At 72.2% G+C, this 16,827-nt stretch carries 14 protein-coding genes; 6 read left to right on the top strand and 8 right to left on the bottom strand.

Translation table 11 applies throughout. The annotated features are described in order from the left end of the window. Window positions 1–41: 41 nt before the first annotated feature. A complete protein-coding gene (gene valS, locus AB0K07_RS20325; RefSeq protein WP_363756957.1) occupies window positions 42–2,606 on the top strand; it encodes a valine--tRNA ligase in 2,565 nt (854 codons plus the stop codon). A gap of 46 nt (window positions 2,607–2,652) precedes the next feature. On the opposite strand, the gene AB0K07_RS20320 is transcribed toward valS, so the two are convergent. The 5 genes from AB0K07_RS20320 to AB0K07_RS20300 all read right to left on the bottom strand — a co-directional run bounded on the left by AB0K07_RS20320 (window position 2,653) and on the right by AB0K07_RS20300 (window position 6,826). Then, a complete protein-coding gene (locus AB0K07_RS20320) occupies window positions 2,653–3,297 on the bottom strand; it encodes a hypothetical protein (RefSeq protein ID WP_363756956.1) in 645 nt (214 codons plus the stop codon). Between the two features lie 93 nt (window positions 3,298–3,390). Beyond that, window positions 3,391–4,101 (bottom strand): ABC transporter permease, encoded by a 711-nt coding sequence (locus AB0K07_RS20315; protein ID WP_363756955.1) that lies wholly within the window; start codon window positions 4,099–4,101, stop codon window positions 3,391–3,393. A gap of 1 nt (window position 4,102) precedes the next feature. Further along, window positions 4,103–5,014, bottom strand: coding sequence for an ABC transporter ATP-binding protein (locus AB0K07_RS20310; RefSeq protein ID WP_363756954.1), 912 nt, complete (start codon window positions 5,012–5,014; stop codon window positions 4,103–4,105). Continuing rightward, the gene (locus AB0K07_RS20305) at window positions 5,014–5,919 is read right to left on the bottom strand and encodes an ABC transporter permease (RefSeq protein WP_363756953.1); all 906 of its coding nucleotides are present in this window, start codon (window positions 5,917–5,919) and stop codon (window positions 5,014–5,016) included. The genes AB0K07_RS20310 and AB0K07_RS20305 overlap by 1 nt, the downstream gene beginning before the upstream one ends. Then, entirely contained in the window at window positions 5,912–6,826 is a 915-nt protein-coding gene (locus AB0K07_RS20300) for an ABC transporter ATP-binding protein (RefSeq protein WP_363756952.1), read from the bottom strand. Before AB0K07_RS20300 ends, AB0K07_RS20305 begins: the two co-directional genes overlap by 8 nt. Window positions 6,827–7,064: 238 nt before the next feature. Between AB0K07_RS20300 and AB0K07_RS20295 the strand changes: the two genes are divergently transcribed. The 4 genes from AB0K07_RS20295 (at window position 7,065) to galT (ending at window position 12,208) form a co-directional block, all read left to right on the top strand. Continuing rightward, window positions 7,065–8,579 (top strand): glycosyltransferase, encoded by a 1,515-nt coding sequence (locus AB0K07_RS20295; RefSeq protein ID WP_363756951.1) that lies wholly within the window; start codon window positions 7,065–7,067, stop codon window positions 8,577–8,579. 88 nt (window positions 8,580–8,667) lie between these two features. Next, window positions 8,668–10,197: an adenylyl-sulfate kinase gene (cysC, locus tag AB0K07_RS20290; RefSeq protein WP_363756950.1), complete on the top strand. Its 1,530-nt coding sequence runs from the start codon at window positions 8,668–8,670 to the stop codon at window positions 10,195–10,197. A gap of 113 nt (window positions 10,198–10,310) precedes the next feature. Next, complete coding sequence (locus AB0K07_RS20285; RefSeq protein WP_363756949.1) at window positions 10,311–11,135, top strand: DeoR/GlpR family DNA-binding transcription regulator; 825 nt, start codon at window positions 10,311–10,313, stop codon at window positions 11,133–11,135. Next, window positions 11,132–12,208 (top strand): galactose-1-phosphate uridylyltransferase, encoded by a 1,077-nt coding sequence (galT, locus tag AB0K07_RS20280; RefSeq protein ID WP_363756948.1) that lies wholly within the window; start codon window positions 11,132–11,134, stop codon window positions 12,206–12,208. Before AB0K07_RS20285 ends, galT begins: the two co-directional genes overlap by 4 nt. Window positions 12,209–12,479: 271 nt before the next feature. Here the strand turns inward: galT and AB0K07_RS20275 are convergent, their stop codons facing one another. Next, entirely contained in the window at window positions 12,480–13,697 is a 1,218-nt protein-coding gene (locus AB0K07_RS20275; protein ID WP_363756947.1) for an NADP-dependent isocitrate dehydrogenase, read from the bottom strand. Window positions 13,698–13,835: 138 nt separating this feature from the next. On the opposite strand from AB0K07_RS20275, the gene AB0K07_RS20270 reads away from it, so the two are divergent. Then, entirely contained in the window at window positions 13,836–14,672 is an 837-nt protein-coding gene (locus AB0K07_RS20270; RefSeq protein WP_363756946.1) for an MBL fold metallo-hydrolase, read from the top strand. Between the two features lie 139 nt (window positions 14,673–14,811). Here the strand turns inward: AB0K07_RS20270 and mdh are convergent, their stop codons facing one another. Continuing rightward, on the bottom strand, window positions 14,812–15,762 hold the full coding sequence (gene mdh / locus AB0K07_RS20265) for a malate dehydrogenase (protein WP_363756945.1): 951 nt from the start codon (window positions 15,760–15,762) through the stop codon (window positions 14,812–14,814). Between the two features lie 129 nt (window positions 15,763–15,891). After that, window positions 15,892–16,752 carry a bifunctional methylenetetrahydrofolate dehydrogenase/methenyltetrahydrofolate cyclohydrolase gene (locus AB0K07_RS20260; RefSeq protein WP_363756944.1) on the bottom strand — a complete coding sequence of 287 codons (861 nt, stop codon included), beginning with the start codon at window positions 16,750–16,752 and terminating at the stop codon, window positions 15,892–15,894. Window positions 16,753–16,827 lie beyond the last annotated feature (75 nt).

Genomic DNA, 16,827 nt, shown 5'->3' with positions numbered 1-16,827 from the left:
ACTACGTGGCCCGCCCCCTGGGTGGTGCCTACGATCGCAGGATGACCGAAACGGCGAGGACGGCCCGCGCCGGTGTCCCCGAGCGTCCGAGTCTGGACGGGCTCGAGGAGAGCTGGGCGCGCCGCTGGCAGGAGGAGGGCACGTACGCGTTCGACCGCTCGAAGAGGCGTGTCGACGTGTACTCCATCGACACCCCGCCGCCGACCGTATCGGGCGAGCTGCACATGGGACACGTCTTCTCGTACACGCACACCGACACCGTCGCGCGCTACCAGCGGATGCGCGGCAAGGCGGTCTTCTATCCGATGGGCTGGGACGACAACGGCCTGCCCACCGAGCGCCGGGTGCAGAACGTGTACGGGGTGCGGTGCGACCCGGCGCTGCCGTACGACCCGGTGTGGCGGCCACCGGCGACCCCGGTCGACGACGCGGCACGCCGCGACCCCACCCCGATCTCACGGCGCAACTTCATCGAGCTGTGCGAGCGGCTGACGGTCACCGACGAGCAGGTCTTCGAGGCGCTCTGGCGGCGGCTCGGGCTCTCCGTGGACTGGTCGCTGACGTACACCACGATCGGCCGGGTGGCTCGGGCGACCAGCCAGCGGGCGTTCCTGCGCAACCTGCACCGGGGCGAGGCGTACCAGGCGGAGGCGCCGACGCTGTGGGACGTCGGCTTCGGCACCGCGGTCGCCCAGGCCGAGCTGGAGGACCGGGAGCGGCCCGGCGCCTACCACCGGCTGCGGTTCACCGGGCCGGACGGGCGGGAGGTGCTCATCGACACCACCCGGCCCGAGCTGCTGCCGGCCTGCGTGGCGCTGGTCTGCCACCCCGACGACGAGCGGTACGCCGAGCTGGTGGGCGCCACGGTGCGCAGCCCGCTGTTCGGCGTCGAGGTGCCGGTGTACGCGCATCCGCTGGCCGACCCGGCCAAGGGCACCGGCGTCGCGATGGTCTGCACCTTCGGCGACCTGACCGACGTGACCTGGTGGCGGGAACTTCGGTTGGACACCCGGGTGGTGATCGGCCGGGACGGCCGGCTGCTTCCCGAGCCGCCGGCCGGGGTGCCGGCGCAGCCCTACGCGGCACTGGCCGGGCAGACCGTCAACGGCGCCCGCCGGGAGATCGTCGGAATGCTCGCCGACGCGGGCGACCTGATCGGTGAGCCGCGACCGATCACCCACCCGGTCAAGTTCTACGAGCGTGGCGACCGGCCATTGGAGATCGTTTCGACCCGGCAGTGGTACGTGCGCAACGGCGGCCGGGACGACGACCTGCGGGCGACGTTGCTGGCCCGGGGCGACGAGCTGCACTGGGTGCCGGCGCACATGAAGCACCGCTACGACCACTGGGTGGCCGGCCTCAGCGGGGACTGGCTGGTCAGTCGACAGCGCTTCTTCGGGGTGCCGGTGCCGGTGTGGTACCGGCTCGACGACGCTGGCGAGCCGGACTGGTCCCAGCCTCTCACGCCGGACGAGTCCGCGCTGCCGGTCGATCCATCCACCGATCCGCCTCCCGGCCACGACGAGTCGCAGCGCGGCCGGCCGGGCGGCTTCGTCGGCGACCCGGACGTGCTGGACACCTGGGCCACCTCGTCGCTGACCCCGCAGATCGTCGGCGGCTGGGAGACCGACCCGGACCTGTTCGCCCGGATCTTCCCGATGGACCTCCGGCCGCAGGGGCAGGAGATCATCCGTACCTGGCTCTTCGACAGTGTGGTCCGGTCGCACTTCGAGCACGGGGTGCTGCCCTGGCGGGACACGGTGCTCTCCGGCTGGATCCTCGACCCGGACCGCAAGAAGATGGCCAAGTCCAAGGGGAACGTGGTCACCCCGCTGGCGCTGTTGGAGCAGCACGGCTCGGACGCGGTGCGCTACTGGGCGGCCAGCGGCAAGCCCGGCATGGACCTGGCGTTCGATCCGGCGCAGATCAAGGTCGGCCGGCGCCTGGCCACCAAGCTGCTCAACGCGTCCAAGTTCGCGCTCGGGCTGGGCGCGGCGGACGCGCTGCGCGCCCCGGCGACCGCTCCACTGGACCGGGCGATGCTCGCCGAGCTGGCCACCGTGGTCGCCGCCGCCGGCACCGCCTTCGACTCCTACGACCACACGGCCGCGTTGCAGGCCACCGAGGCGTTCTTCTGGCGGTTCTGCGACGACTACATCGAGCTGGTCAAGGAACGCGCGTACGGCACCGGAGCGGCGGCCGACTCGGCCCGGGCGGCGCTGGCCTCGGCGCTGTCGGTGCAGCTGCGGCTGTTCGCCCCGGTCCTGCCGTACGTCACCGAGGAGGTCTGGTCCTGGTGGCGGTACGGCTCGGTGCACCGGGCGCCGTGGCCCACCACGTACGAGGTGACCCGCGCGATGGAGGGGACGGGTGAACCGGCGCTGCTGCGGCTGGCCGGCGACGCGCTGAGCCAGGTGCGGCGGGCCAAGTCGGAGCGGAAGCTGTCGATGAAGGCGGAGGTGCCGCTGGCCGAGGCGCTCGGCCCGGCGGCGCTGCTGGAGCAGCTCACCCTGGTCGCCGACGACCTGCGCGCGGCCGGCCGGATCGGCAAGCTCGATCTGCTCCCCGACCGCACCCCGGAGCTCGTCATCGCCTGCGCCTTCTGACCGGCGCGGAGGGTGCCCTTCGCAGGGAGGGCGCCTTCCGCACCGGTCACCAGCCGCGCAGGAAGCGCAGGCCGAGCAGGAACGAGACCACCGCCGGCCCGACCAGCAGGGTGATCGCCTGGAGCCGGTACGGCATCCGGTGCCGGGTCAGCTCGACGGCGTTGCCGAGCACGATCACCCCGGCCAGCATCAGGAACGCGCCCCACCAGCCGGTCTCCAGGTGGATCAGTTCCACCCGGATCAGTTGCAGGGTCAGGCCGAGCAGCGCGCCGGTGAGCGCGAGCAGGGCGACCGCCCGGTGCAGGCCACGGGCCAGCGGGTGGGCGGCCCGCCACAGGTAGGTGCCGGCGACCGCCAGGCAGGGCAGCACCACCAGCGTCGGCCAGCCCCGGCCCATCACGCCGAACATCAGCAGCGCGCCCACCGCGAACACCAGCGTGCCGACGCAGGCGATGACGTATCCGGCGAAGGCGCGGCCGCCGCCCCGGGCCAGCAACGGCCCGCCGCTGGCCGCGATCAGCGCGGCCGGAATCAGGATGAAACCGGCCCACCAGTGGAACCGTCCGCTGCCCTGCGCGGCCGTCGCGACCGTGGCGCAGGCCAGCCCGGCGACCGCCAGGCTGGTCAACCAGGGCCGGCTGCTCCGCGAGTACGGCTCAGCCAACGACATTCGCTCCGCTTCGACGCTCACGCCCACCAGCCTGGCCCGCGGCGCCCCTTCCGGTCCATCTGGCCAGCCCTACCGCCCGGCGGTGGCTGGCCGGAACACCGCCTCCCACCAGCCTCAGCTCGTCTCGCCGGCCACGCTGAACGAGCGCAGGCGGTCGATGGCCAGCACGGTGAAACCGACGCTGACCAGCGCGGTCATCACCGACGCCACCGGCACGGACACCGTGGTCTCCAGCAGCCCGGTGGGGGCGAGCCGGTCGGCGAGGGCGATCACGTACTGCTGGATGGAGAGCACCTTGGTGCCGCTGACGAAGTTGCCCAGCAGCCCCTCCCAGATCAGCACATAGACCAGGCCGAGGAGCACCGGCCGCCGGGTGACCAGGCTGAGCGCGAGGAACAGCGCCGAGTACGCCAGCGCGCCGAGCGTCGCCGCGGCGGCCAGCGCCAGGCCGAGGCGTACCGATTCGGCCAGCACGCCCGCCACGTAGAGCGGCAGGGCGACGGTGGCGGCGCTGACCCCGGCGGCCACCGCGAGCTTCGGCAGGACGATCTGCCAGCGCGGCAACGGCTTGGTCAGGATGTGCACCACCGTGCCGTCGTCGATCTCGGCGCCCAGCACACCGGTGCCGATGATCAGCGCCACCACCGGCAGCACCACCGCCAGCCCGAGGCCGACCAGCACCGGCGGGCCCCACTCGCCCGGGTCCACGCCCAGCGACCGGCAGAGCACCGCCAGCCCGAGCAGCACCAGCGGCAGTGGGAGCAGCAGCAGGAACCGCCGCCGGCCGAACAGCCCGCGCGCGGTGATCCAGGTAATGGTCGACATGTCAGGCCTCCACCAGGTAGGAGAAGACGCTCTCCAGGGACTCGTCGGACGGCACCAGCTGGCGCACCCGGATGCCCCGGGTCAGTGCGATCCGGGGCAGCGCCCGGGTGAAGGCACCGTAGTCGCCGGCGCGCACCGTCAGGCCGGTGCGATCCAGCTCCACGCCGCTCACCGACGGCTCGGCGATCAACGCGACGGCCAGCGCCCGGTCGTCGGTGGAGCGCACCGCGAAGACGTGCGGACGGTTGGTCATCAGCCGGCGGATGGTCCGGAAGTCACCGGAGGCGGCCAGCCGGCCCGCCACCATCACCTGCACCGTCCCGGAGACCTGCTCGACCTCCTCCAGGATGTGCGAGCTGAACAGGATCGTCCGGCCGGCGTCGCCCAGGGTGTGCAGCAGTTGCATCATGTGCAGCCGCTGGCGCGGGTCCATCCCGTTGAACGGCTCGTCGAGCAGCAGCACCTGCGGGTCGTGCACCAGCGCGGCGGCCACCCGGGCCCGCTGCCGCATGCCCTTGGAGTACGTGCCGATCCGGCGGTCCTGCGCGGACTCCAACTCCACCAGGTCGATCGCCCGTCGGGCCGCCGCCGCCGGATCGGCCAACCGGTGCAGCTTGGCGCTGGCCAGCACGAACTCGTACGCGGTGAGGAAGCCCTGCACCGCCTCGCGCTCACTGACCAGCCCCAACCGGCGGTAGACGCCGGGGTTGCGCCAGGTCGGCTCGTCGTCGAGCGTCACCGTGCCCCGCGACGGGGACAGGAACCCGGCCATCATGTGCAGCAGCGTGGTCTTGCCGGCGCCGTTCGGGCCGAGCAGCCCGGTCACCCCCGGACCGAGGGACATGCTGATGTCGTTGACCGCGACCACGTTGCCGTACCACCGGGACACCCCGGTCAGGCTCAGCGTGCTCATCAGGAGGCGACCTTCCGGTAGCGGGCCAGCAGGAGGGCGGTCGCGCCGGCGACCAGCAGCAGCGCGGCCAGGGCGTAGACCGGGCCGAAGCCGCCGATCGACGGGCCTCCCTGGTCGCCCTCCACGAGCAGATCGCCCAGCGACCACATGCCGACGCCCTGCACCAGGGTGGAGGGCGAGGCCAGCCCGGCCAGCTCGTTGGCCGTACGCGACGGCAGGATGCTCAGCGTGCCGACGATCGGCGTGGTCATCAGGAAGACCGCCACCACACCGCCGGCGGCGAAGGCGCGCTTGCCGGTCAGCGACGCGACCAGCAGCCCGACCGAGGCGAAGACCACCGCCCACAGCCCGGCGTAGAGCAGCCCCGGCAGCAGGTCGAGCAGCTCGTTCCAGACCCCGCTCAGGCCGTCCTTGGTGGTGAACGCGGCGCCCAGGAACATCACGAGCTGGGGCCCACCGAGCAGCAGCCAGAGCGCGGTCACCAGCGCCAGCAGCTTGGCCAGCGCATAGTCGGCGCGCGGCAGCGGTCGGGAGAAGTACAGCGGCAGCACACCGCTGCGCAGGTCCCGCGAGACCAGCTCCGGCGCGGCCACCGCCACGAAGAAGAGGACCAGCCAGCTCATCGCGTCGGCGAACTGGGCGTACGTGGCGACCGGCTCGCCGATCTGGCTGCGTACGGCGGCCAGGGCCACCGCGACCAGGGTGACGATGCCGACCACCAGCCAGGGGAAGATCTTGGCCTTGGCGCTGCGCCCGAACCCGAACGCGGTGCGCAGGCCGTGCAGGTAGAGCGCGCCGAAGACGTGCCGGCGGCCCAGCCGTGGGCCCTGGTAGCGCTGGTAGCCGATGTCGTGGATGACGCCGGTCGGCGTGGAGCGCACGGCGGCGGTTGACGGCTCAGGCATGGGTGAGCTCCCTCGTGGCGAAGAGTTCGGCCACCCGGTGCCGGCGCTGGTCCAGTCGGTGCAGCGGTAGGTCCAGCTCGGCGACCGCGCCGAGGATCAGGTCGTAGGTGCTGTCGTCGGCGAGCGGCACGAGCAGCAGCCGGCCGTCCCGCGCCACCGGCAGGTCGAGTGCGGTGAGCCGGGCGGCGAGCTCCTCGGTGCCCTCGCTGACCTCCACGGCGAGCACGTCGGTGGCAGAGGTCATCGCGGAGATGTGGTCGGCGCGCAGCAACCGGCCGCCGTCGATGGCGATCAGCGTGTCGCAGATGCGCTCCACCTCGCCGAGCAGGTGCGAGCAGACCAGCACGGAGATGCCGAACTCGGTGCCGATGCGGTGCACCAGCGCCAGCATGGCGTCCCGGCCGGCCGGGTCGAGGCCGTTGGTCGGCTCGTCGAGCAGCAGCAGGTCGGGGTCGTGCACCAGCGCCTGGGCCAGCTTGACCCGCTGCTTCATGCCGGTGGAGTAGCCGCCGACGGGACGGTAGCGCTCCTCGTAGAGCCCGACGTGCCGCAGCGCCTCGGACGCCCGCTCGCGGGCCGCGGTGCGCGGCAGGCCGCTCATCCGGCCGAGGTGGGTGACCAGCTCGGCGGCGGACAGGTCCGGCGGGAGGCAGTCGTGCTCGGGCATGTAGCCGACCCGCGCGCGGACCGCCGCGGGGTCGGCGGTCGGGTCGATGCCGAGCACGGAGACCTGACCGCTGGTCGGGGCGATCAGGCCGAGCAGGATCTTGATCAAGGTGGATTTGCCGGCGCCGTTCGCGCCCACCAGGCCGATGATCCCCGGCTCGACGGCGACGGTGAGGTCGGCGAGCGCGGTGACCCGACCTCCGTACGTCTTGGTGAGCGACTGGGTCGCGATCAGTGTCACAGTGCCCAGCGTAGGGAGTCGATACGCACCACGGACACCGGCGCGCCCCCGGCGCTCCCCTGATCCTCGTGGCCGCCTACCCCTAGGGTGCGTTACGGGTGCGGGCGACGTTTGCGCCGGTCCCGCGTTCGGCCCGACCCCGCTGCCGGAAAGGTCCGGTCCGGGTGGCACCATTCACTTCCCGTTCACCGGGCAGTGCTCCGGGCGATATGCGACCGCCGACGCGGGAGGATCTTTGATGGTCGAGGTGGGCGTCCCCAAGGTGAGCGTCGTCGTGCCCGCGTACAACTGCGGTTCGCACATCGAGAAGCTCGCGGCCTCGCTGCTGCGCCAGTCGCTGCCTGCCGACGAATTCGAAGTGATCTTCGTCGACGACGGCTCGACCGACGGCACGGGTAAACGGTTGGATCGGCTGGCGGCCGCGCACCCGCACATCCACGTGCTGCACATCGAGAACTCGGGCTGGCCGTCACGCCCGCGCAACCTCGGCATCGAGCGGGCCCGCGGCGAGTACGTCTTCTTCGCCGACGACGACGACTGGTTCGCCGACCAGGCGCTGGAGCGGCTCTACGACTGCGCGAACACGTACGACGCCGACCTGGTGATCGGGAAGATGGCCGGGCACGGTCGCGGCGTGCCGCGGGAGCTGTTCCGCAAGAACCGCTTCGACGCGACGCTCGAGAACGCCCCGCTGATCGACAGCCTGACGTGCCACAAGCTGTTCCGCCGGTCGTTCCTCAACGAGCACGGGCTGCGGTTCCCGGAGGGCGGAAAGCGGCGGCTGGAGGACCACTCGGTGGTCGTGCGGGCCTACTTCCTGTCCCGGCGCACCTGCGTGCTGTCCGACTACACCTGCTACCACCACGCGCAGCGGGGCGACGCGCGCAACGTGACCGCGGCTCTGCTGGAGCCGTCGGGCTACTTCGAGAGCGTGCGCGACGCCCTGGACATCGTGGACGCCAACACCGAGCCGGGCCCGCTGCGGGACCGGCTGCACCGGCGTTGGCTGCGCAACGAGATGATCAACCGGCTGCGGGGGAAACGGCTGCTGGACGTCCCCGAGGACTGGCTGGAGCAGGTCGCCCTGGAGTCCCAGAAGATCATCCAGGACCGGTTCGCCCCGGGCGTCGCCGCCGGCCTGCCGCCCCTGCAACGGGCCGTGGCGTACCTGACCGAGCGGGGCCGCTTCGCGGACCTGCGCCGCCTGGCCCGCTGGGAGGCGGGCATCGCCGGGCACGGCAGGGTGGACGAGTTCCAGGTGGACGACCGGACCGTCACCGTGAGCGTCGTCGCCGAGCTGCGCAGCGCGGACCAGCCGATCGGCTTCCGCAGCGACAACGGCCGGGACGTGCTGGTGCTCCCGGTCGACGACATCGCCCCCGAGGTGCTCGACTCCACCGCGCAGGTTCGTAAGGCACGACTGGACGTGGTCGCCCGGCGCCGGGAGACCGGAGACGAGATCTTCCTGCCGGTGACCTTCCGGATCGAGCGGGTCGGCGAACCGACCGGGACGGACCCCGTCCACCTGGTGCACCGGGCCACCACCACGATCGACTTCGGCGCACTCAACGGCGGCCGGACCCGGGGCAGCTGGTTCCTCAAGGCACGGATCACCAACGCCGGCTGGACCGAGGACGCTCGACTCCCGTTCCTGTTCATCTGCCGGGCCGACGGCGCGCCGCCCCGGATCCGGGACGAGCGGAAGATCTGGAACATGCTGCGGTCGGCGGTGGGTCGCCGCATCCGCCGCTGATCCGCCCGCCCTGGTCGTGGAGTGGCGGCCTCGACCGATCGGCGGTCGGCTGCGAAACTGTGTGCCGGTCAGCGAGTGGGGGGTGTGGATGAGCAACGGCTGGGTGCTGCCCGACGAGGTGCTCCGGGACGCGCCGGCGTACACGCCGCGTCCCGGCGAGCTGGCAGATCTTGAGCTGCTGCTGACCGGCGCGTACACCCCTCTGACCGGCTTCATGACCCGCGCCGACCTGGTCTCGGTCAGCCGGCGCGGCCGGCTGGCCGACGGCACGCCGTGGCAGGTCGCGGTCACCCTCCAACTGCCCGCCGCGCTGGCCACGGGGTTCGATCCGCGTGACCCGGCCCGCCGGGCGCTGGTGCTGACCGACGGCGAGGGCGCGCCGGTGGCCGCCCTGGACGTGGCGGACGTCTGGCCGGTGCGCGAGGGCGTGGCCGGGGTCGGCGGCCAGGTCCGACGGCTGGGCGACGGTGGCCACGGCCCCTTCCAGCGGCTGCGCCGCAGCCCGGAGGAGGTCCGCGCGCTGCTGCCGCCGGGTCGGGTGCTCGGTGTGATCGCCGACCGGCCACTGCACCGGCCGCAGCTCGCCCAGATCGCCCACGCCGCGCGCACCCTGGCCGCGCACCTGCTGGTGCTGATTCCGGTCGGTGAGGGTGGCGTCGCCGGGCTCCCGCCGGAGGCTCTGGTGCGCAGCGTCTTCGCCGCCCGGGACCGGATGCCGCCGGCCACCCTGGTCGCGGTGCCGCTGTCGCACCGACGGGAGGAGATCGCCGACGCGCTGCTGCGCGCCCGGGTCTCGGCCGCGTACGGGGTCACCCACCTGCTCTCCACCGGGGAGATGCTCTCCGGCGCCGGGCTGCGGGTGCTGGTGCCGCGCGAGCTGGCGTACGACAACCGGGACGGGCAGTGGCGCTGGCGGGAGGACATCCCGCCGCGCAACCGTCGCCTCGCGCTGACCCAGGAGGAGATCGACGACCTGCTGGACCGGGGTTTCCCGCTGCCGGAGTGGCACACCCCGCCCGCGGTGGCGAAGGAGCTGGCCCGGGCCCGACCGCCGCGCCGGCACCGGGGTCTCGTGGTCTTCCTGACCGGTCTCTCCGGCTCCGGCAAGTCGACCATCGCCCGTGGCCTGGCGGACGCGTTGCGCGAGAGCGGCGACCGCACGGTGACCCTGCTCGACGGGGACGTCGTGCGTCGGGAGCTCTCCGCCGGGCTGGGCTTCAGCAAGACCGACCGGGATCTCAACGTCCGGCGGATCGGCTGGGTGGCAGCCGAGATCGCGCGGCATCACGGGGTGGGCATCTGCTGCCCGATCGCCCCGTACGCGGCGGCCCGCGCCACCGCCCGGGAGATGGCCCTGGCCGCGGGGGCCGGTTTCGTGCTGGTGCACGTCGCCACCCCGTTGGAGGTGTGCGAGCGGCGGGACCGCAAGGGCCTGTACGCGCGGGCCCGGGCCGGCCTGCTCACCGGCATGACCGGCATCGACGACCCGTACGAGGAGCCGACGGACGCCGACCTGGTGGTGGACACCACCGATCTGAGCGTGCCGGAGGCGGTGCAGGTCCTGCTGGACCACCTGACCGACACCGGCTGGGTGGAGATGAAGATCCCGTCCGCCTGAGGCGACGCCACACCCCCGTTCCTTCCACAGCTCCCGGCTACGCGCTAGTGTTCATCTTTGTTGGAACACGTTTGACCGCGTGAGAGTACGTGGACCCCCGGGAGGCACGGAGGATGCTCGCTCAACAGCGGCAGGCGGCCATCCTGGAGCGGGTCCGGTCGGCGGGCGGCGTCCGGGTGACCGAGTTGGCCACCGAGTTGGGCGTCTCCGACATGACCATCCGGCGCGACCTGGAGGCGTTGCACGAACGCGGCCTGCTGGCCAAGGTGCACGGCGGCGCCACGGCGGCCGGCCCCAGCTCGACCGACGAGCCGGGCTTCCACGCCAAGTCGGTCCGCCAGCTGCCGGAGAAGGCCGCCATCGCGGACCGGGCGGCTCAGCTGGTCCGGCCGGGTGCCGCGGTCGCGCTCTCCGCCGGCACCACCACCGCCGAGCTGGCCCGGAGGCTGGTGGACGTGCCCGGCCTGACCGTGGTGACCAATTCGCTCCCGGTGGCCGAGATCCTGCACGCCGGCGGTCGGCCGGACCAGACGGTGGTGCTCACCGGCGGCGTACGCACGCCCTCGGACGCGCTGGTCGGCCCCCTCGCGGTGGGCGCCGTCCGGGCGTTGCACCTGGATCTGCTCTTCCTCGGGGTGCACGGCATCAGCGAGCGGGCCGGTTTCACCACGCCGAACCTGATGGAGGCGGAGACCGACCGGGCACTGGTCGCGGCGGCGGACCGGCTGGTGGTGCTCGCCGACCACACCAAGTGGGGCACGGTCGGCATCTCGTCGATCGTCGAGCTGGCCGCGGCGCACGTCCTGGTGAGCGACGACCGGTTGCCTCCGCCCGCGCGTCGGGTACTCGGGGAACAGGTGGGCGAATTGATCATCGTGAAGGCAACGGGGGCGGGCCGCGTGACGCGCACGCCGACGAGTGAGGGGACGGCGCCGTGAAGCGCACCGCGATCGACCTGGCCGACGGCCGGGAGCTGATCTACTTCGACGAGCGCGACGACGCCGTACGCGACCAGCCGGACCGCCGGGACCTGCCGCCGCCACCCCCCGCGTCGCAACTGCGTTACGACCCGCTGACCGACGAGTGGGTGGCGGTCGCCGTGCACCGGCAGACCCGCACCTTCCTCCCGCCGGCGAACGAGTGCCCGCTCGACCCGTCGGTGGGCGACCGCCTGACCGAGATCCCGGCCCCCGACTACGACGTGGTGGTCTTCGAGAACCGCTTCCCGTCGCTGAGCGGCCGGGTGGCCGACGAGCCCGGGGAGATCACCCCGTTCACGCCGGTCCGGCCGGGCCTTGGCCGGTGCGAGGTCGTGTGCTTCACCTCCGATCACAACGCCTCCTTCGCGAGCCTCCCCCCGCGGCGGGTCCGCACCGTGCTGGACGCGCTCGCCGACCGGACCGAGGTGCTCGGCGAACTGCCCGGCGTGGAGCAGGTGTTCTGCTTCGAGAACCGGGGCGTCGAGATCGGTGTCACGCTGCACCACCCGCACGGGCAGATCTACGCGTACCCCTTCGTGACGCCGCGCACCCGGGCGCTGCTGGCCGCCGCCCGCCGGCACGCGGAGCGGACCGGCGGAGGCAACCTCTACGCGGACATGTTGGCCGCCGAGCGCGCCGCCGGCGACCGGGTGGTCGTCGAGAACGAGCACTGGACGGCGTTCGTGCCGGCCGCTGCCCGCTGGCCGTTCGAGGTGCACGTGGCGCCGCGCCGTGTCGTGCCGGACATCCCGGCGCTCAGCGACAGCGAGCGGGACGCCTTCGGGCCGCTCTACCTGGATCTGCTGCGCCGCTTCGACGGGCTGTTCGACATGCCGATGCCGTACATCGCGGCATGGCACCAGGCGCCGGTACGGGTCGACCGCGAGCTGGGCCACCTGCACCTTCAGCTGTTCAGCATCCGGCGGGCCAAGGACAAGTTGAAGTACCTGGCGGGCTCCGAGTCCGGGATGGGTGTCTTCATCAACGACATCTCCCCCGAGCGGGCCGCCGACCTCCTGCGCGCCGCCTGAAAGGGGCCGTAGACAGGGCGCGGGGGGCCCGGGACAGGGCCCCCCGCAGGGAAGGGACGGCTGGCTGTGCACGACACAGCCGGGAAGGCTGGCTGATCGGCACGCATGCCGCGGGTCGACCGCGGTCAACCTTCCTGGACGCGACTGGCATCTCGTCCATCCTGGTCAACGAGGCGCGCCGGCCGGGGTGACGCGGACGGAGTGTCGGCCGCCGACACGCCGGAGCCCGCCGGCGGGTGCCGACGGGCTCCGGTGCTGCGGTACGCCTGGATCAGGCAGCGATCTTGCGGGCCAGGTTCTCGTCGAGCGCGTTCATGAACTCGTCGGTGGTCAGCCACGGGGCGTCGCGCGAGATGAGCAGCGCGAGGTCCTTGGTCATCTGGCCGCCCTCGACGGTGTCGACGATGACCTGCTCCAGGGTGTTGGCGAACTCGGTCACCGCCGGCGTGCCGTCCAGCTTGCCCCGGTGGGCCAGGCCCCGGGTCCAGGCGTAGATCGACGCGATCGGGTTGGTCGAGGTCTTCTCGCCCTTCTGGTACTGCCGGTAGTGCCGGGTGACCGTGCCGTGCGCGGCCTCGGCCTCGACGGTGCGGCCGTCCGGGGAGAGCAGGACCGAGGTCATCAGACCCAGCGAGCCGAAGCCCTGCGCGACGGTGTCCGACTGCACGTCACCGTCGTAGTTCTTGCAGGCCCAGACGTAGCCGCCCTCCCACTTGAGCGCGGCGGCGACCATGTCGTCGATCAGCCGGTGCTCGTAGGTGATGCCGGCGGCGTCGAACTCGGCCTTGAACTCGTTCTCGAACACCTCGGCGAAGATGTCCTTGAACCGGCCGTCGTACGCCTTGAGGATGGTGTTCTTGGTGGACAGGTAGACCGGGTAGTTGCGGTCCAGGCCGTACCGGAACGAGGCCCGGGCGAAGTCCCGGATCGACTCGTCGTAGTTGTACATGCCCATGGCGATGCCGCCGCCGGGGAAGTTGGCGACCTCCATCTCCATCGGCGCGCCGCCGTCGGCCGGGGTGTAGGTGATGGTCACCGTGCCCGGGCCGGGGACGACGAAGTCGGTGGCCTTGTACTGGTCACCGTGGGCGTGCCGGCCGATGATGATCGGCTTGGTCCAGCCGGGGACCAGCCGCGGCACGTTGGACATGATGATCGGCTCGCGGAAGACGACGCCGCCGAGGATGTTGCGGATCGTGCCGTTGGGCGACCGCCACATCTTCTTCAGGCCGAACTCCTCCACCCGGGCCTCGTCCGGGGTGATGGTCGCGCACTTGACGCCGACGCCGTGCTCCTTGATGGCGTTGGCGGCGTCGATGGTGACCTGGTCGTCGGTCTCATCACGGTGCTGGATCGACAGGTCGTAGTAGTGCAGGTCGACGTCGAGGTAGGGCAGGATCAGCTGCTCCCGGATCTGCTTCCAGATGATCCGGGTCATCTCGTCGCCGTCGAGCTCCACGACCGGGTTGTTTACCTTGATCTTCGCCATCGGCCGGCGCTCCTCTCGGGGGACACGTGCTCAAGCAGTACGAGCGTACTGGAAACAGGCCGGCAGCTCCCAGCCGGCCTCGACCGACCGGCGGAAACCGGGCTGCACGGCGCAGAAGTTCCCTGGCACCATCGCCCAATGCCACTGAGCCGCACCCTCGGGTCTATCACGGTCACCGCGCTCACCGACGGGGAGGGTGCCTTCTTCCAGCCCCGGGCCGAGGCGTTTCCGCACGCCACGGCGGCGCACTGGCAGGAGGCCGACCGGCGTGACCCCACCTCGGTGACCGCCGACGGGCAGTGGTGGCTGCCGTTCCGCAGCTTCGCGATCCGGGCCGGCGACGGGCCGGTGACCCTGGTGGACGCCGGGATCGGCCCCGCCGGCGCGCCCGCCGCGAGCTGGGCACCCGTGCCCGGTCGGCTGCCCGCCGAACTGGCCGCCGCCGGCATCGACCCGGCCGAGGTCGACACGGTCGTGCTGACCCATTTGCACAGCGACCACATCGGCTGGGCGGTGACCGGCACACCGGGGCGGCCGTACTTCCCGAACGCGAGCTACCTCCTCCAGCGCGCCGAGCTGGACGCGGCGGAGACGCTCGATCCAGGGCTGCCGGCCGGCCTGGTCGCCCCGTTGCGCGCCGCCGGCCAGCTCCGGGTGGTCGACGGCGAGACCAGCCTCACCCCGGCGGTACGCCTGCTGCCCACCCCCGGGCATACCCCGGGCCACCAGTCGGTGCTCCTGACGGCGGCCGACGAACGGATGCTCCTCACCGGCGACCTGCTGGTGCACGCCGTGCAACTGGTCGACCCCAACCTGTCGTACGCCCACGAGGAGGACCCCAAGGCCGCCCGCCTCTCCCGAACAAACCTCCTACGCACCCTGTCCGCCACCCCCACCCTCCTGGCCACCCCCCACCTGGGCACCCCCTTCACCCCCTGGCCCCCCTTGACCCCCAGGCGCCCCCAGCCCCGTTGATCATGAAGTTATTGCCTCGACCCGCCGGCGAAACCCGCAATAACTTCATGATCAACGGGGGGTCGGACGGGGGTGGGTGGGGGGACGTCGAAGGGGCGCGCCGGCTCTGCCGGCGCGCCCCTTCGGTGGGTCGGGTGGATCACATGTTCGCTACGTCGCCCTGCTTGGCGCGGACGGCCTCGGCGGCCGCCAGGAGGCTGGCCCGCTCGTCGTCGTCCAGGTCGGTCTCGACGATCCGCTTGACGCCCTCGGCGCCGATCTCGGCCTCGACACCCAGGTAGACGCCGGAGATGCCGTACTCGCCGTCGACCCAGGCGCAGACCGGCATGACCTCGCCGGAGTCCTCGGCGACGGCCTTCGCCATCCGGGCCGCCGCGGCGGACGGGGCGTAGTACGCCGAACCGGTCTTGAGCAACGCGACCACCTCGGCGCCACCGTTGCGGGTCTTGACGACCAGCTCCTCGATCTGCTCCGCCGGCATCGCCTCACGCAGCGGCTTGCCGTTGACGGTGCTCTTCGACGGCACCGGGACCATGGTGTCGCCGTGCGAGCCCAGGGTCAGCGTCCGGACCGACGCCACCGGTACGTTCAGCGCCTCGGCCACGAAGTTGCTGAAGCGGGCGGTGTCCAGCATGCCGGCCTGGCCGAGCACCCGGTTCTTCGGGAACTGGGTGGCGAGCTGCGCCAGCGCGGTCATCTCGTCCAGCGGGTTGGAGACCACGATGACGACGGCGTTCGGGGCGTACTTGGCGACGTTCTCGGCGACCTGCCGCACGATCTTGGCGTTGGTCTCCAGCAGGTCCATCCGGCTCATGCCCGGCTTGCGCGGCAGGCCAGCGGTGATCACGACGACGTCGGAGCCCTCGATGGCCTCGTAGCCCTCGCCGTTCGGGCCGGTGGTCACGCCGACCACCTTGGTCTCGAAGCCCTCGATGGCCCGCGACTGGTTGAGGTCGAGTGCGAGACCCGCGGGCTTGCCCTCCACGATGTCGGTGATCACTACGGTGTCGAAGACGTCGAACTCGGCCAGGCGCTGTGCGGTGGTGGAGCCGTAGAAGCCAGCCCCGACGACAGTGACCTTCTTACCCATGGTCGTCCCACTCCCTGATACCAGTCGGTTTTCCGGACCGTATCAGTCATCCTGACACCGATCAGGCCAGGGGCGGACGGTTACGGCCTCTCAGGTGAAGAAGGGCCCCAAGGTGCCCTTCCCTACACGTCAGCCGCGCTCGGCGCGCTCGACGACGTTGCTGAGCAGCATGGCCCGGGTCATCGGGCCGACGCCACCGGGCATCGGGACCAGCGCGCCGGCCGTCTCGGCCACCCCCGGGTCCACGTCGCCGGTGTAGCGGCCCTTGCCGTCCGGGCCGATCACACGGGTGATGCCGACGTCGACCACGACCGCGCCAGGGTTGATCATGTCGGCGGTGAGCAGGCCCGGTACGCCGGCCGCGACGATGACGATGTCGGCCGCCCGGGTGTGCGAGGCGAGGTCGAGCGTGCCGGTGTGGCACAGGGTCACGGTGGCGTTCTCGCTGCGCCGGGTGAGCAGCAGGCCGAGCGGGCGGCCGACGGTGTTGCCCCGGCCGACCACCGCGACGGTGGCGCCGCGCAGCGCCACGTCGTGCCGGCGGAGCAGCTCCACGATGCCGCGCGGCGTGCAGGGCAGCGGGCCGTCGTAGCCGAGGACGAGCCGGCCCAGGTTGACCGGGTGCAGGCCGTCGGCGTCCTTGGCGGGGTCGATCAGCTCCAGCACCCGCTGGGTGTCCAGGTGGGCGGGCAGCGGCAGCTGGACGATGTAGCCGTGGCACGCCGGGTCGGCGTTCAGCTCGGCGAGCACGTCGTCGACCTGCTGCTGGCTGGCGTCGGCCGGCAGCTCCCGGCGGATCGAGGCGATGCCCACCTCGGCGCAGTCCCGGTGCTTGCCGTTGACGTACGCCTGGCTGCCCGGGTCCGCCCCGACCAGGACCGTGCCCAGCCCGGGGGTGATGCCACGCTCCGCGAGCGCCTTCACCCGTATCCGCAGCTCGTCCTTGATCGCCGCCGCGGTCGCCTTGCCGTCCAGAAGCGTCGCCGTCACGACCAGATCGTCTCACGGCGGCGGGCCGCCGTTCGGACGACCTCGTTCGGGCAGCCCACCGAGATCCCCACCACT

The sequence above is a fragment of the Micromonospora sp. NPDC049301 genome (assembly GCF_040678715.1).
Lineage (GTDB): Bacteria > Actinomycetota > Actinomycetes > Mycobacteriales > Micromonosporaceae > Micromonospora.
This window is presented reverse-complemented; position numbering and strand designations above follow the sequence as displayed.

What these genes read in the sequence shown, in the direction of transcription:
- valS (WP_363756957.1), top strand. Translation starts at nt 42, where the DNA reads ATGACCGAAACGGCGAGGACGGCCCGCGCCGGTGTCCCCGAGCGTCCG.
- AB0K07_RS20315 (WP_363756955.1), bottom strand. Translation starts at nt 4,101, where the DNA reads ATGTCGACCATTACCTGGATCACCGCGCGCGGGCTGTTCGGCCGGCGG.
- AB0K07_RS20310 (WP_363756954.1), bottom strand. Translation starts at nt 5,014, where the DNA reads ATGAGCACGCTGAGCCTGACCGGGGTGTCCCGGTGGTACGGCAACGTG.
- AB0K07_RS20305 (WP_363756953.1), bottom strand. Translation starts at nt 5,919, where the DNA reads ATGCCTGAGCCGTCAACCGCCGCCGTGCGCTCCACGCCGACCGGCGTC.
- AB0K07_RS20295 (WP_363756951.1), top strand. Translation starts at nt 7,065, where the DNA reads ATGGTCGAGGTGGGCGTCCCCAAGGTGAGCGTCGTCGTGCCCGCGTAC.
- cysC (WP_363756950.1), top strand. Translation starts at nt 8,668, where the DNA reads ATGAGCAACGGCTGGGTGCTGCCCGACGAGGTGCTCCGGGACGCGCCG.
- AB0K07_RS20285 (WP_363756949.1), top strand. Translation starts at nt 10,311, where the DNA reads ATGCTCGCTCAACAGCGGCAGGCGGCCATCCTGGAGCGGGTCCGGTCG.
- AB0K07_RS20275 (WP_363756947.1), bottom strand. Translation starts at nt 13,697, where the DNA reads ATGGCGAAGATCAAGGTAAACAACCCGGTCGTGGAGCTCGACGGCGAC.
- AB0K07_RS20270 (WP_363756946.1), top strand. Translation starts at nt 13,836, where the DNA reads ATGCCACTGAGCCGCACCCTCGGGTCTATCACGGTCACCGCGCTCACC.
- mdh (WP_363756945.1), bottom strand. Translation starts at nt 15,762, where the DNA reads ATGGGTAAGAAGGTCACTGTCGTCGGGGCTGGCTTCTACGGCTCCACC.